The 14872-nt window shown below is 67.7% G+C and carries 10 protein-coding genes; 5 read left to right on the top strand and 5 right to left on the bottom strand.

From position 1 onward, the window contains the following. Positions 1-116: 116 nt before the first annotated feature. Positions 117-1400: a Zn-dependent hydrolase gene (locus HMPREF2581_RS16200; protein ID WP_003084676.1), complete on the bottom strand. Its 1284-nt coding sequence runs from the start codon at positions 1398-1400 to the stop codon at positions 117-119. Between the two features lie 58 nt (positions 1401-1458). Next, positions 1459-2949 carry an NCS1 family nucleobase:cation symporter-1 gene (locus HMPREF2581_RS16195; RefSeq protein WP_003084674.1) on the bottom strand — a complete coding sequence of 497 codons (1491 nt, stop codon included), beginning with the start codon at positions 2947-2949 and terminating at the stop codon, positions 1459-1461. Positions 2950-3564: 615 nt separating this feature from the next. On the opposite strand from HMPREF2581_RS16195, the gene hydA reads away from it, so the two are divergent. From hydA to HMPREF2581_RS16165, 5 genes are all read left to right on the top strand, one after another. Next, positions 3565-5004, top strand: coding sequence for a dihydropyrimidinase (gene hydA / locus HMPREF2581_RS16185; protein ID WP_003099919.1), 1440 nt, complete (start codon positions 3565-3567; stop codon positions 5002-5004). A 94-nt stretch (positions 5005-5098) separates the two neighbouring features. Further along, complete coding sequence (locus tag HMPREF2581_RS16180; protein ID WP_004365064.1) at positions 5099-6466, top strand: NAD(P)-dependent oxidoreductase; 1368 nt, start codon at positions 5099-5101, stop codon at positions 6464-6466. Further along, positions 6463-7740, top strand: coding sequence for an NAD-dependent dihydropyrimidine dehydrogenase subunit PreA (gene preA / locus HMPREF2581_RS16175; RefSeq protein WP_003118829.1), 1278 nt, complete (start codon positions 6463-6465; stop codon positions 7738-7740). The genes HMPREF2581_RS16180 and preA overlap by 4 nt, the downstream gene beginning before the upstream one ends. 181 nt (positions 7741-7921) lie before the next feature. After that, the gene (gene codB / locus HMPREF2581_RS16170) at positions 7922-9172 is read left to right on the top strand and encodes a cytosine permease (RefSeq protein WP_003084659.1); all 1251 of its coding nucleotides are present in this window, start codon (positions 7922-7924) and stop codon (positions 9170-9172) included. Further along, positions 9162-10433, top strand: coding sequence for a cytosine deaminase (locus HMPREF2581_RS16165; protein WP_003084657.1), 1272 nt, complete (start codon positions 9162-9164; stop codon positions 10431-10433). The genes codB and HMPREF2581_RS16165 overlap by 11 nt, the downstream gene beginning before the upstream one ends. Positions 10434-10469: 36 nt before the next feature. On the opposite strand, the gene HMPREF2581_RS16160 is transcribed toward HMPREF2581_RS16165, so the two are convergent. From HMPREF2581_RS16160 to HMPREF2581_RS16150, 3 genes are all read right to left on the bottom strand, one after another. Further along, positions 10470-11090, bottom strand: a complete 621-nt coding sequence (locus HMPREF2581_RS16160; protein WP_003084655.1) for a TetR/AcrR family transcriptional regulator — start codon at positions 11088-11090, stop codon at positions 10470-10472. Between the two features lie 84 nt (positions 11091-11174). Further along, positions 11175-12653 carry a PepSY domain-containing protein gene (locus HMPREF2581_RS16155; RefSeq protein ID WP_004365060.1) on the bottom strand — a complete coding sequence of 493 codons (1479 nt, stop codon included), beginning with the start codon at positions 12651-12653 and terminating at the stop codon, positions 11175-11177. A gap of 10 nt (positions 12654-12663) precedes the next feature. Further along, positions 12664-14856 carry a TonB-dependent receptor gene (locus HMPREF2581_RS16150; RefSeq protein ID WP_004365058.1) on the bottom strand — a complete coding sequence of 731 codons (2193 nt, stop codon included), beginning with the start codon at positions 14854-14856 and terminating at the stop codon, positions 12664-12666. Positions 14857-14872 lie beyond the last annotated feature (16 nt).

Genomic DNA, 14872 nt, shown 5'->3' with positions numbered 1-14872 from the left:
CAACGCGGTTATCCGCCGGCCCAGCCGTGCATCGGCGGATAACGCCCCTGGCGTTATTCGCCCTCCCGTACCCGTGTAGAAGGCGGTCGATGCCGGCGCCTCGATGGAAGCGCCACTCAGGCCGCCAGGCGGCCGCCGGCGATCGCCTCGGAGGCCTTGAGCATGGCCCGCAACAGCACCGCGCAGCCGGCGGCCAGGTCGTCGGGGCTGGCGTTCTCGATCTCGTTGTGGCTGATGCCGTTCTCGCAGGGCACGAAGATCATCCCCGCCGGACCGAGTTCGGCGAGGAAGATCGCGTCGTGGCCGGCGCCGCTGACGATGTCCATCTGCGGCATGCCCAGCGCCTGCGCCGCCTCGCGCACCGCGCCGACGCATCCCTGGTCGAAGTACAGCGGCGGGAAATCGGCGGTCGGCACCAGCTCGTATTGCAAGCCATGCTTCTCGCAGGTAGCGGCGATCACCTGGCGGACTTCGGCGATCATCGAGTCCAGGCGCTCCGGTTGCAGATGGCGGAAGTCCAGGGTCATCTTCACTTCGCCGGGTATCACGTTGCGCGAACCGGGATAGGCGTGCAGGCAGCCGACCGTGCCGCAAGCATGCGGCTGATGGCCGAGGGCCGCGCGATTGACCGCCTCGACCACCGCCGCGGCACCGACCAGGGCGTCCTTGCGCAGGTGCATCGGCGTTGGCCCGGCGTGTGCCTCGACGCCGCGCAGGGACAGGTCGAACCATTTCTGCCCGAGCGCGCCGAGCACCACGCCGATGGTCTTCTCCTCGTCCTCGAGGATCGGCCCCTGTTCGATGTGCGCCTCGAAATAGGCGCCCACCGGATGTCCGAGACAATCGCGCGCTCCCGCGTAGCCGATGGCGTCCAGCGCCTCGCCTACGCTGACACCGTCGGCATCGCGCTTGGCCAGGGTCTCCTCCAGGGTGAACTTCCCGGCGAATACGCCCGAGCCCATCATGCAGGGCGCGAAGCGCGAGCCTTCCTCGTTGGTCCACACCACCACCTCCAGCGGCGCCTCGGTTTCCACCCCGAGGTCGTTGAGGGTGCGGATCACCTCGAGGCCGGCCATCACCCCGAAGCAGCCGTCGAACTTGCCACCGGTGGGCTGGGTGTCGATGTGGCTACCGGTCATCACCGGGGGCAAGTCCGGGTTACGCCCGGGACGACGGGCGAAGATGTTGCCGACCCGATCGACGCTGACCGTGCAGCCGGCCGCTTCGCACCATTGCACGAAGAGATCGCGGGCCTGGCGGTCGAGATCGCTCAGGGCCAGGCGGCAGACCCCACCCTTGGCGGTGGCGCCGAGGCGGGCGAGATCCATCAGCGATTGCCAGAGGCGCTGGCCATCGATGTGTCGCTGGGTGGATTGCAGGACGTTCCGGGCAGTGCTCATTGTCGTCTCCTCAGGCTTGGAGTAGGTGTCGGCGGCTCGCCGGCCGCCTGTATGCCCATCAGGGCAGCGGTTTGGCCAATGCCGCCGGGCTCCGCGCACGGCGGCCGCAGAGGCCGTAGTAGAGCGCGCCGCCGAGCAGCGAGCCGGTGAACCAGCCGTAGTCGTAGAACCAATGGAATTGGCGGTTGCCGAGGGCCATGACGGTCAGCGCCACCGGCACCGCGAAGGCGGCGAAGCCGGGCCAGTTCCAGGCCGGGTAGACGTCGTCGCGGTAGAGTCCGGCGAGGTCGAGGCGTTGCCTGCGCACCAGGAAGTAGTCCACCACCATGATCCCCGCGATCGGCCCGAGCAGGCTGGAGTAGCCGAGCAGCCAGTTGGAGTAGACGCTTTCCAGGCTGAGGTCGGAAACGATCCAGCCGAGCTTCTTCAGCAACTCGTGGGCCATCAGCGCCAGGCCGATGAAACCGGTGAGCCAGACGGCGCGGGTGCGGCCGATGAGTTTCGGTGCGATGTTCTGGAAGTCGTTGGTCGGCGAGACGATGTTCGCCGCGGTGTTGGTCGAGAGGGTGGCGACGATGATCAACGCCATCGCCACCGCCACCCAGCCGGGGCTGGGGATGTGCCCGATCAGGCTGACCGGGTCGGAAACCGTCTCGCCCACCAACGAAGCCGAGGCGGCGGTCATCACCACGCCGAGGGCGGCGAACAGGAACATGGTCAGCGGCAGGCCGAAGATCTGTCCGAGTATCTGGTCCTTCTGGCTGCGCGCATAGCGGCTGAAGTCGGGGATGTTCAGCGACAGCGTGGCCCAGAAGCCGACCATCGCCGTCAGCCCGGCCATGAAGTAGCCGGTGACGCTGGCGCCTTCCGGCCGCTTCGGCGGCTGCGCCAGCAGTTCACTGACCGATATGTGCGGCAGCGCCCACACCAGCAGGCCGAGGCCGACCAGCACCAGCAGCGGTGCCGAGAGTGTCTCCAGCCATTTGATCGACTCCGCGCCGCGCAGCACCACCCACAGGTTCAGCCCCCAGAACAGGAGGAAACCGATCACCTCGCCGGTGCCGCCGAGGGCCTTCCAGGCGGGAAAGATCGAACCGAGGAAGAGATGGATCGCCAGCCCGCCGAACAGCGTCTGGATGCCGAACCAGCCGCACGCGACCACGGCGCGGATCAGGCATGGCACGTTGGAGCCGATGATGCCGAACGAAGCGCGCAGCAGCACCGGGAAGGGAATGCCGTAGCGGGTGCCGGCGAAGGCATTGAGGGTCAGCGGGATCAGCACCACCAGGTTGGCCAGCAGGATCGCCAGCAGCGCTTCGCCGACGCTGAGGCCGAAGTAGGCGGTGAGGACGCCGCCGAGGGTGTAGGTGGGCACGCAGATGGACATGCCGATCCACAGCGCGGTGATGTGCCACCTGTTCCAGGTACGCTGTTCCACCCGGGTCGGGGCGATGTCGTGGTTGTAGCGGGGACTGTCGAGTACGTCGCTGCCGGCGGACAGCTCGACCAAGCCGTCGCGCTCGGTCACTTCCGATCTGCTCTGTTGCATGGGCCTCTCCAGAATTCTTTTAGTTATTCGCTCATCGGGCTAATGCGATGGCCGGAGTACCGCACCACCAGTACTGCACCTCCGGTCCGGACAATGCCGTGGCGGGCGGCACTCAATAAGCGTGCCGAAAACCCCGCGACGTCACTGGGCAGGCCGGTCTACTGGAGGTAACCGACTGATCTGAAACACTTCATCGACAACGTCGGTGACACGCCGACGGGCAGTCCGGCGTGTCACCGGGGGAAATGCGCGAGCCTGTCGCCCCGGTCAGGAACCAAAGGAGTGCAGGCCAACTTTTTTCATCTCCCCACAACCGTTCGAACACGGCTTTCAAGCGGCTGATTTTGCATGGGAAATCTCGACCTTTTTGAATTCTTGTCAAGCGCGTCAAAATGGTTAGAACCCTCACCATTTTGGTGATATTTATTTTTAATTATTTAAAATCAATAAGTTATAAACTCAAACAACCATTTGAAAATAATCTTGCTCAATCGATGATCAGCATCTAGATTCGAATCCTGTCAGCGCTGACAGGATTACAGAAGCCCTCGGCGCATGGCGAAAAAACAATTTCAAGAACCGGCAACGACCGGTCAGCCTGCGAGGAAAGACGGCATGTCCCTGTTGATCCGTGGCGCCACCGTGGTTACTCACGAAGAGAGTTATCGAGCCGACGTGCTCTGTGCCAACGGCCTCATCCAGGCCATCGGCGAGAACCTCGAAACCCCCTCCGGCTGCGACGTCCTCGACGGCGGTGGCCAGTACCTGATGCCGGGCGGCATCGACCCCCATACCCACATGCAGTTGCCCTTCATGGGCACGGTGGCCAGCGAGGACTTCTTCAGCGGCACCGCGGCCGGGCTGGCCGGAGGGACCACCTCGATCATCGACTTCGTCATCCCCAACCCGCGACAGTCGCTGCTGGAGGCCTTCCACACCTGGCGCGGCTGGGCGCAGAAATCCGCTGCGGACTACGGCTTCCACGTCGCCATCACCTGGTGGAGCGACGAGGTCGCCCGGGAAATGGGCGAGCTGGTGGCACAGCACGGGGTGAACAGCTTCAAGCACTTCATGGCCTACAAGAACGCCATCATGGCCGCCGACGATACCCTGGTGGCCAGCTTCGAGCGCTGCCTGGAGCTGGGCGCGGTGCCGACGGTGCACGCGGAGAACGGCGAACTGGTCTTCCACCTGCAGCAGAAACTCCTCGCCCAAGGCCTCACCGGCCCCGAGGCGCATCCGCTGTCGCGTCCGCCGCAAGTCGAGGGCGAGGCCGCCAGCCGCGCCATCCGCATCGCCGAGACGCTGGGTACGCCGCTGTACCTGGTGCATATTTCCAGCCGCGAGGCGCTGGACGAGATCGCCTATGCCCGCGCCAAGGGCCAGCCGGTCTACGGCGAGGTGCTGGCCGGGCACCTGCTGCTCGACGACAGCGTCTACCGCCACCCGGACTGGGCCACCGCGGCCGGCTACGTGATGAGCCCGCCGTTCCGTCCCGTCGAACACCAGGAAGCGCTGTGGCGCGGCCTGCAGTCCGGCAACCTGCATACCACCGCCACCGACCACTGCTGCTTCTGCGCCGAGCAGAAGGCCATGGGCCGCGACGACTTCAGCAAGATTCCCAATGGCACGGCCGGCATTGAGGACCGCATGGCGTTACTGTGGGACGCCGGGGTCAACAGCGGGCGCCTGTCGATGCACGAGTTCGTCGCGCTGACCTCCACCAACACCGCGAAGATCTTCAACCTGTTCCCGCGCAAGGGCGCGATCCGCGTCGGCGCGGATGCCGACCTGGTGCTCTGGGACCCGCAGGGCAGCCGCACCCTCTCGGCCGCCACCCACCACCAGCGGGTCGATTTCAACATCTTCGAAGGTCGCACCGTGCGCGGCATTCCCAGCCACACCATCAGCCAGGGCAAGCTGCTCTGGGCCGCCGGCGACCTGCGCGCCGAACCCGGCGCCGGACGCTACGTGGAGCGCCCGGCCTACCCGTCGGTGTACGAAGTGCTCGGCCGCCGCGCCGAACGCCAGCGCCCGGTCGCCGTCGAGCGCTGATCCTTCCCGCAATACCGGACCGGCCCGTAGAGGCCGGACGGTGCCGTATTGCCGTTGACTGCCCCGAGAAGAAACCAGAAGAGAGGCTACAACCGTGATCGATTCCCTGAACCACCTCCCCCGTCCGGACGCCGGCGCGGACACGCTCGCCGAGCGCTTCGCCGACCTCGCGCCGCCGCTCAACGCCCGCCAGGCCGCCCTGGAAAGCGCCCGCTGCCTGTACTGCTACGACGCGCCCTGCGTCAACGCCTGCCCGACCGAGATCGACATCCCCGGGTTCATCCGCAGCATCGCCCAGGAGAATGTCCAGGGCGCGGCGCAGAAGATCCTCTCGGCGAACATCCTCGGCGGCAGCTGCGCCCGCGTCTGCCCCACGGAAATCCTCTGCCAGCGGGCCTGCGTACGCAACAACGCCCAGGAATGCGCACCGGTGCTGATCGGCCAGTTGCAACGCTACGCCCTCGACCACGCCGGCTTCGGCGAACATCCGTTCAAGCGCTCGCCGGCCACCGGCAAGCGCATCGCCGTGGTCGGCGCCGGGCCGGCCGGGCTGTCCTGCGCCCACCGCCTGGCCATGCACGGCCACGACGTGGTGCTCTTCGAGGCCCGCGCCAAGGTCGGCGGCCTCAACGAGTACGGCATCGCCCGCTACAAGCTGGTGGACGACTTCGCCCGGCGCGAAGTGGAATTCCTCCTGCAGATCGGCGGTATCGAACTGCGCCACGGCCAGCGTCTCGGCGACAACCTGGCGCTCGGCGCCCTGCACGACGAGTACGACGCGGTGTTCCTCGGCATCGGCCTGGCCGCCAGCAAGCGCCTCGGCCTGGAAGACGAGGACGCCCCCGGCCTGCTCGCCGCCACCGACTACATCCGCGAGCTGCGGCAGAGCGACGACCTGCTCGACCTGCCCGTCGCCGACCGTTGCATCGTCATCGGCGCCGGCAACACCGCCATCGACATGGCGGTGCAGATGAGCCGGCTCGGCGCCCGCGACGTCAACCTGGTCTACCGCCGTGGCTTCGAGGAAATGGGCGCCACCGGCCACGAGCAGGAGATCGCCAAGGCCAGCCAGGTGCGCCTGCTGACCTGGGCCCGACCGGAACGGGTACTGCTTGACGAGCAAGGCCGGGTGCGCGGCATGCGCTTCGCCCGCACGCGCCTGGAGAACGGTCGCCTGGGCGACACCGGCGAGCACTTCGAACTGGCCGCCGACGCCATCTTCAAGGCCATCGGCCAGGCCTTCGAAGGCGCCAGCCTGGGCGATCCGCTGGCAGCGCAACTGCGGCGCGACGGCGAGCGCATCCAGGTCGACGGACAGATGCGCACCAGCATCCCCGGCATCTACGCCGGCGGCGACTGCGTGGCGCTCGGCGAGGACCTCACCGTGCAGGCGGTGCAGCACGGCAAACTGGCGGCGGAAGCGATCCACGCCCAACTCATGCTCAACGTGGAGGCTGCGTGATGGCCGACCTGTCTATCGAATTCGCCGGCATCAAGTCGCCCAACCCCTTCTGGCTGGCCTCCGCGCCGCCCACCGACAAGGCCTACAACGTGGTCCGCGCCTACCAGGCGGGCTGGGGCGGGGTGGTCTGGAAGACCCTCGGCGAAGACCCCGCGGCGGTCAACGTGTCGTCGCGTTATTCCGCGCACTTCGGACCGAACCGCCAGGTGCAGGGGATCAACAACATCGAGCTGATCACCGACCGCTCGCTGGAGATCAACCTGCGCGAGATCGCCCAGGTGAAGAAGGACTGGCCAGACCGCGCGCTGATCGTGTCGCTGATGGTGCCCTGCGTCGAGGAGTCGTGGAAATACATCCTGCCGCTGGTGGAAGCCACCGGCGCCGACGGTATCGAGCTGAACTTCGGTTGCCCCCACGGCATGCCCGAGCGCGGCATGGGCGCGGCGGTGGGCCAGGTACCGGAGTACGTGGAGATGGTCACCCGCTGGTGCAAGACCCACTGCTCGCTGCCGGTGATCGTCAAGCTCACCCCCAACATCACCGACATCCGCCAGTCGGCGCGCGCCGCCCATCGCGGCGGCGCCGACGCGGTGTCGCTGATCAACACCATCAACTCGATCACCAGCGTCGACCTGGAGCGCATGGTCGCCCTGCCCGTGGTCGGCACCCAGAGCACCCACGGCGGCTACTGCGGCTCGGCGGTGAAGCCGATCGCCCTGAACATGGTCGCCGAGATCGCCCGCGACCCGCAGACCCGCGGCCTGCCGATCTGTGGCATCGGCGGTATCGGCAGTTGGCGCGACGCAGCGGAATTCGTCGCGCTCGGCTGCGGCGCGGTGCAGGTATGCACGGCGGCGATGCTGCACGGCTTCCGTATCGTCGAGGACATGCAGGACGGTCTCGCGCGCTGGATGGACAGCCATGGCTACCAGCGGCTGTCCGATTTCAGCGGCGGCGCGGTGGGCAATACCACCGACTGGAAGTACCTGGACATCAACTACCAGGTGATCGCCCGCATCGACCAGGACGCCTGCATCGGTTGCGGCCGCTGCCATATCGCCTGCGAGGACACCTCGCACCAGGCCATCGCCAGCCTGCCCCGGGCCGACGGTACGCACCGCTACGAAGTGATCGACGCCGAGTGCGTGGGCTGCAACCTGTGCCAGATCACCTGTCCGGTGGAGAACTGCATCGAAATGGTGCCGCAGGACACCGGCAAGCCCTATCTCAACTGGACCCAGGATCCGCGCAACCCCTACCGCGAAGCCTCCTGAACGCAGGGCGGCGCCCGCATCCCCGGCGGACGCCGCCCTGCCGCGCGCCGGCACGCTTCCTGCGTGCCGCTGCGGTCCGACGACGCGCAACGGCGTCTGTCGGATCGACCCGCCTTCGACTACCATTCGCCGCGGCCCGGCCGACGCTCCCGGACGGCCGGCGCCCCACGGAGACTCGCGCATGTCCGCAGACAGCAACTACAGCCAGCAACCGGTCCCGCTGGCGGCGCGCAAGAGCGCGCTGGCCCTGAGCGTGGTGATGCTCGGCCTGACCTTCTTTTCCGCCAGCATGTGGACCGGCGGCACCCTCGGCACCGGCCTGAGCTACGACGACTTCTTCCTCGCCGTGCTGCTGGGCAACCTGATGCTCGGCCTGTACACCGCGATCCTCGGCTTCATCGGCGCGCGCACCGGCCTTTCCACCCACCTGCTGGCGCATTACTCGTTCGGCAGCAAGGGCTCCTGGCTGCCCTCGGCGTTGCTCGGCGGCACCCAGGTCGGCTGGTTCGGCGTCGGCGTAGCGATGTTCGCCATCCCGGTGGCCAAGGCCACCGGCCTCGACGTCAACCTGCTGATCCTGGTTTCCGGAGCGCTGATGACCCTCACGGTGTTCTTCGGCATCGCCGGTCTGACCCTGCTGTCGGCCATCGCGGTCCCGGCGATCGTCGTTCTCGGCAGCTACTCGGTATGGCTCGCGGTGCGCGACGCCGGCGGCCTGGCGGCGCTGCAGCAGGTGACGCCGAGCGCGCCGCTGAGCCTCTCGACCGCGATCGCCCTGGTGGTCGGCTCGTTCGTCAGCGCCGGCACCCTCACCGCCGACTTCGTCCGCTTCGGCCGCAGCGCGCGTACCGCCGTGGTGGTGTGCCTGGTGGCGTTCTTCCTCGGCAACTCGCTGATGTTCATCTTCGGCGCGGCCGGCGCGGCGGCGGTGGGCAAGTCGGACATCTCCGACGTGATGATCGCCCAGGGCCTGCTGATCCCGGCGATCCTGGTCCTCGGCCTGAACATCTGGACCACCAACGACAACGCGCTGTATGCCTCCGGCCTCGGCTTCGCCAACATCACCGGCCTCTCCAGCCGCTTCCTGGCGATGCTCAACGGCGCCCTCGGCACCCTCGCCGCGCTCTGGCTGTACAACCACTTCGTCGGCTGGCTGACCTTCCTCTCCGCCGCCATCCCGCCCATCGGCGGGGTGATCATCGCCGACTACCTGAGTCGCCGCCGGCGCTACCGCCAGCACCCCTGCGCGGACATCCAGGCGATCAACTGGGCGGCGATCCTCGCCGTCGCCTGCGGCACCGCCGCCGGCCACTGGCTGCCGGGGATCGTGCCGGTCAACGCGGTGCTCGGCGCCGCCATCGCCTACCTGCTGCTCAATCCCCTGCTGAGCCGCAGCCCGAACAAACCAGAAGAGGTCCTCCATGCTGATTGACAACCTGCGCCTGCGCGGCCGCGAAGGTCTCTGGCAACTGCGCGTCGCCGATGGCCGTATCGCCGCCCTGGTGCCGATGGAACAGGCCGCCGACGACGCCGGCGAGCGCCTGGACGGCGCCGGCGGTCTTGCCGTGCCGCCGTTCATCGAGCCGCACATCCATCTCGACACCACCCAGACCGCCGGCCAGCCGGAGTGGAACCGCTCCGGCACGCTGTTCGAAGGCATCGAGCGCTGGGCCCAGCGCAAGGCCCTGCTCAGCCACGAGGACGTCAAGCAGCGCGCCTGGCAGACCCTGAAATGGCAGATCGCCAACGGCGTGCAGCACGTGCGCAGCCACGTCGACGTCTCCGACCCGACCCTCACCGCGCTCAAGGCCATGCTCGAGGTGCGCGGCGAAGTGGCGCCCTGGGTCGACCTGCAGATCGTCGCCTTCCCTCAGGAGGGCATTCTCTCCTACCCCAACGGCCTGGAACTGCTGGAGGAGTCGCTGCGCCTGGGCGCCGACGTGGTGGGGGCGATCCCGCATTTCGAATTCACCCGCGAGCTGGGCGTCGAGTCGCTGCACAAGGCCATCGACCTGGCCAAGCGCTACGACCTGCCGGTGGACGTGCATTGCGACGAGATCGACGACGAGCAGTCGCGCTTCCTCGAGACCCTGGCCATGCTCGCCCATCGCGACGGCCTCGGCGCACGGGTCACCGCCAGCCACACCACGGCGATGCACTCCTACAACGGCGCCTACACCTCGCGGCTGTTCCGCCTGCTGAAACTGTCGGGAATCAACTTCGTCGCCAACCCGCTGGTGAACATCCACCTGCAGGGTCGCTTCGACGACTACCCGAAGCGCCGCGGCATCACCCGGGTCAAGGAACTGCTCGGTGCCGGGATCAACACCTGCTTCGGCCACGACGACGTGTTCGACCCCTGGTACCCGCTGGGCACCGCGAACATGCTGCAGGTGCTGCACATGGGCCTGCACGTGACGCAGATGATGGGCTACGACGAGATCGACGGCGGCCTCGACCTGATCACCCGCAACAGCGCCCGCACCCTCGGCCTGCGGGAATACGGCATCGAGGTCGGCCATCCGGCCAACCTGCTGGTGCTGCCGGCCCGCGACGGCTTCGACGCGGTGCGCCGGCAGGTCCCGGTGCGCTACTCGATCCGCGGCGGACGGCTGCTCGCCGAGACGGTCCCGGCGCAGACCACGGTGTTCCTCGAACAGGCGGAAGCGGTGGACTTCACCCGCGCCAGCTGAGCCATCGCCGGAGCCTTCTAGCGAAGGCTCCGCTGCTCAGGGCTCCAATCCGATTCCGCGCAGGACCACGCTGGTCACCGTCTGTACCGCCCTTTCGAACTGCATGTCGCTGAGCGGCTGGTGGCCGTTGAGCACCTCGACCTGGTAGCCGAAGTCGGCGTAGTGCTGGGTGGAGGCCCAGATCATGTAGAGCAGGCTGCTCGGCTCGATCGACAGGATGCGCTTTTCCTCGACCCACTGGCGGATCTTCGCCTCCTTCATCTTGGCCCATTCGTAGAGGCTGTCGTCGAGGGTGGCGCCGAGCAGCGGCGCGCCATGCATGATTTCGTTGGCCCAGACCTTGGAGCCATGCGGGCGGGTGCGCGAATGGTTCATCTTCGCGCGGATATAGCTGGTCAATACCACCCTTGGGTCATCGAACATCTCGAAGCAGAGGGCGTCCTGCTTCCAGACCTCGAGCAGGCCGAGGAGGACGTCGCGGTACAGCTCGTCCTTGGTGCTGAAGTAGTAGTGCAGGTTGGAGCGCGGCAGTTCGGCTTCTTCGGCGATGTTGCCCATGGAGGTGCCGGCGTAGCCTTTTTCGGCGAAGACTTTTTCGGCGGCCAGGAGAATCTTCTCGACGTTGCGGCGGCGGATCTCGATCTTGTGTGTGCCCATGTGCGATCCATTACTGCGAATTCAACCAAGGCTACCAGCAAATCCGGGCGTGCGGCGACGCCCAGTCTTGCCAGGTAGCCCCTCTCAGCGACGCTTCGGACGGCGGCCGCGCAGGCGACGCCAGCCGATCCAGCAGCCGCTGGCGCAGACCACCAGGCCGCCGAGGCTGAAACCGAGCATCCACAGGTCCCACAGCGGACGCCGGGTCAGCAGCGGCAGCCAGTCCCAGCTATGCAACAGGGAAAACAGCCAGCGGCTGCCGCGCCGACCGTCGTCGAGCACGCCAACCACCGCGCCGCTGTAGGGATCCAGGTGCACCCAGGTATGCCGGGGATCGTCGAAACGCAGGCGCCAGACCGGCAGGCGCCGCTCCAGGTAGCCCATCATGCTGTGTTCTTCGCGCGGGTAGTAATAGAAGTCGTAGCGTTCCAACCGTTCGGCCTGCATCGGCACGCCCGGCAGCAGCGCGCGAGCCGCCGCCAGCAGGCGATCCGCGGGTAGCTCGCGGAGGATTTCGCCATCCGCCGTCAGCAGCAGGCTGTTGCCGCTGGCGCTGCGCCCGAGCGCATAGGGCTCGCCGTCGAGCGCCCGCCACTCCAGCTCGCGCACCCGCAACCCGGCGGCACGCAAGCGCCGCAGGACAGCGTCCGCCTCCAGTCCGGCGGGCAGCGCCCGGTCCCAGCTACCGCCCTGGTAGGCCGCGAGGTCGAGCGGCGTGCCGCGGCCGAACAGGTTCCACGGATTCATCGACATCAGCCCGCTGAAGATCCAGCTCAGCACCAGCGCGCCGAAGAGCAGGCCGGCGAGGTGGTGCCAGCGCTGGAAACCGCCCGCATAGGGCGAGCGCGAGCCGCTGCGGTAGGGCTTGCGGAAGCGCCAGCGGAGCAGGCCGACGAGGATGCCGAGGACGGTCGCCAGGGTCGCCAGCAGCGACAGGCCGATCACCAGGTTCGCCCACTGCCCGTCGAACCAGCCGCCGCGCAGCGGATAGAGCCAGTGCAGCCAGGCGCCGAGCCAGTTCCAGGCGCGCTCCCGGCGGCTGGCGTCGCGTACCACCTCGCCGGTCTGCGAGGACAGGTAGAGCAGCCGGCCCTCCTCGTCCGCGGTCTGCACCCGCCATAGCGGCCGGTGCGGATCGAGGTTGCGGGTATGGGTCCAGGCGTCTTCCTCGATCCGCCCTTGCAACTGCATCGGTACTTCGCCGCTGAAAGCACGGGCCGAAGCCAGCACCCTGTCCGCGTCCACCGCCAGCGGTCGGCCGTCGCGCGCCGCCAGCGCACGCGTGCGTCCGTCGGCATCGTCCAGCAGGTAGGTCGGCAGGCCTCCTACGCTGGCCAGCCGGATGCTCCGCGGGGTCTTTCCATCGCCGCCGGCGAGGGCCGTCCGCAGCGGTACGCAGGCCTCGCAGCCGTCCAGCTCGGGCAGGTGGGCCAGGCGTTCCAGCGGAGTCAGCTTGGGATAGCCGACATACAGCATGACCATGCCGGAGACGAACCAGAGCACCATCAGCAGGCAGCAGCCGATGCCCAGCCAGCGGTGCCACAGGTACAGGTAGCGTTTCATCGACGACTCCTCAGAAGCGCGTCTGCACGCTCAGCTCGAAGGTGCGCGGGTCGCCGACGTAGTACAGCGGCGTGCTCTGCACGAAGCGCGCGTAGACCTCGTCGGTGAGGTTGCGCACGCGCCCGGTGATCCGCGTGCGCTCGTCCAGCCGGTAGCTGAGGAAAGTCCCGTAGACCGTATAGGACGGCACGTGCCAGGTGTTGGCGTTGTTGGCGTACACCGAGGACACGTAGCGCGCGTCCACCCCGCCCTGCCAGGCCGGGTCGAAGTCGTAGGTCAGCCACAGGTTGCCGACCCGCTCCGGCACGTTCGGCGGCGTCTTGCCCTTGCGCGAGACGGCGACGCCGCCGACGTTCTCGGTGAACTCGTCGTACTGCGCGTCGACCCAGGCGAAATTGCCCTCGGCCAGCAGCTTCGGGGTGATCCGCAGGGAGGCGGCGGCCTCGATGCCCCTGGAGGTCTGCTGGCCCACCGGCACGCTGAGGTTGGGGTTGTTCGGGTCGGCCACCGAGAAGTCCCGGCGGACGATGCGGTAGGCGGCCAGGGTGGCGCTGCCGCGACCGTCGAGGAAATCGAACTTGCTGCCCAGCTCCCACTGGTCGCCGGTGGACAGGTCGTAGTCGCGGACCTGGCCGAAGCTGGCGCTGGTCAGCACCCCGCCCGGCGGGTCGGCGGCGGTACTGTATTGCAGGTAGACGTTGGCGTGCGGGGTGAACTGGTAGACCAGCCCGGCGCGCCCGGTGAGTACGTCCCAGCGCCGTTCGAAGTGTGCAGGATCGCTGGCGGTCACCGTCCGATGGTTGCGCACGTCGAGGTCGAGGTGGTCGTAGCGCAGCCCGGTGACCAGCGACAGCTCGTCGGTCAGGCCCAGGCGGTTCTCGGCGAACAACGCGCTGGTGCGCACCTCGTTGCTGCGGTCCTTCCGGTGGCCGGGACGCATGCCCGGCAGGTCGTAGAAGTGGCCCGGCTCGAAACTGGCCGGATCGACCGTACCGAACGGCCCGGAGGCGGTACTCGGGAAGCGCGTCTGCTTGTTGATGCTGTAGTCGAAACCCAGCGCCCAGTCGCTGGCCAGTCCGAACAGCGGCTGGCTGTGCTGTAGCTCGAAGCGGTTGCCGTTGAGCTGCTGGTCGTGGCGCTGGAGGAATGCGTTGGAGCGCACCACCCCGCTGTTGTCGGCGTTGTAGCGGTAGGTCTCGAGGTTGCGGTAATCGCGCTCGGCGTCGTAGTGGTAGAAGGTGTTGCGCCAGCGCGTGCTGTCGCTGACCCGGTATTCGAGGATCGAGCGCAGCCAGCGCACGCGCTGTTCGTAGCGGCCATCGGCGACGTTGTAGTTCTCGCGGCGACGGCTCTTGTCGATCTTCAGCTCGCCGGCGTAGGGATTGAGCACCGGTGTGCCCCAGTAGGGGCTGTCTTCCTGCTCGTCCTGGTACTCCAGGGCCAGGGTGTGGGAAAGGTCCGGGGTCAGGTCGCTGAGCAGGGAGAAAGCGACGTTCCACGATTCGCGCGAATTGCGGTCGACGTAGCCGTTGCCGCCGCTGCGGCTGACGTCCAGGCGCACGAAGTGCTTCGGCTCGGGGCCGATGCCCAGGGCCTGGTTGAAGCCGAAGGCGACTTCCGAATCGTCGTAGCTGCCATAGCGCACCCGGCCTTCCATGAAATCGCCGTAGCGGTCGGCGAGCTTGCTGATGTAGTCCAGCGAGCCGCCGACGGCACCGGCGCCGTTGAGGAAGGAGGACGGACCGCCGACCAGCTCGACGCGGTCGACGATCCAGTCGTCCAGCGGACGCATGGCGCTGCTGTATTGCACCGGAATGCCGTTGAACAACTGGTTGACCTGGTTCGAGCTGAAGCCGCGGTAGGTGACGAAGCCGCCGAAGCCGGGCGGCGCCGAGGCGTTCACGCCGGGCAGGCTGTTGGCGATGTCCTGGGTGCTGCGCAGGCCGCGCCGCTCGAAGCTGGCACGGTTGGCCACGCTTACCGAGCCGGGAGTCTCGCGCAGGCTCAGGCCCAGGCGCGAGCCGCCGCCGGCGCTGTCGTCGAGATCGAGGGCCGGCGGGGTTTCCCCGGCGGCGCCGGCGCTGACGGTGAGGGCGGGCAGTTCGGTGGGTTCCTCATCGGCCCAGAGCCAGGCCGGAACGCCGGCCAGGGTGAGGTTGAGACCCAGCGCGAGGACGCGGCGGGCCGTGGAATGCTTTTTCATCGAGCGATCCTGAAGC

Origin of the sequence: Pseudomonas sp. HMSC057H01 (assembly GCF_001836405.1) — a bacterium.
Taxonomy (GTDB): Bacteria; Pseudomonadota; Gammaproteobacteria; order Pseudomonadales; family Pseudomonadaceae; genus Pseudomonas; species Pseudomonas aeruginosa.
This window is presented reverse-complemented; position numbering and strand designations above follow the sequence as displayed.

Coding starts and splice junctions, on each gene's coding strand:
- HMPREF2581_RS16165 (WP_003084657.1), top strand. CDS start 9,162: ATGCTGATTGACAACCTGCGCCTGCGCGGCCGCGAAGGTCTCTGGCAA.
- HMPREF2581_RS16200 (WP_003084676.1), bottom strand. CDS start 1,400: ATGAGCACTGCCCGGAACGTCCTGCAATCCACCCAGCGACACATCGAT.
- hydA (WP_003099919.1), top strand. CDS start 3,565: ATGTCCCTGTTGATCCGTGGCGCCACCGTGGTTACTCACGAAGAGAGT.
- HMPREF2581_RS16150 (WP_004365058.1), bottom strand. CDS start 14,856: ATGAAAAAGCATTCCACGGCCCGCCGCGTCCTCGCGCTGGGTCTCAAC.
- HMPREF2581_RS16160 (WP_003084655.1), bottom strand. CDS start 11,090: ATGGGCACACACAAGATCGAGATCCGCCGCCGCAACGTCGAGAAGATT.
- HMPREF2581_RS16195 (WP_003084674.1), bottom strand. CDS start 2,949: ATGCAACAGAGCAGATCGGAAGTGACCGAGCGCGACGGCTTGGTCGAG.
- codB (WP_003084659.1), top strand. CDS start 7,922: ATGTCCGCAGACAGCAACTACAGCCAGCAACCGGTCCCGCTGGCGGCG.
- HMPREF2581_RS16155 (WP_004365060.1), bottom strand. CDS start 12,653: ATGAAACGCTACCTGTACCTGTGGCACCGCTGGCTGGGCATCGGCTGC.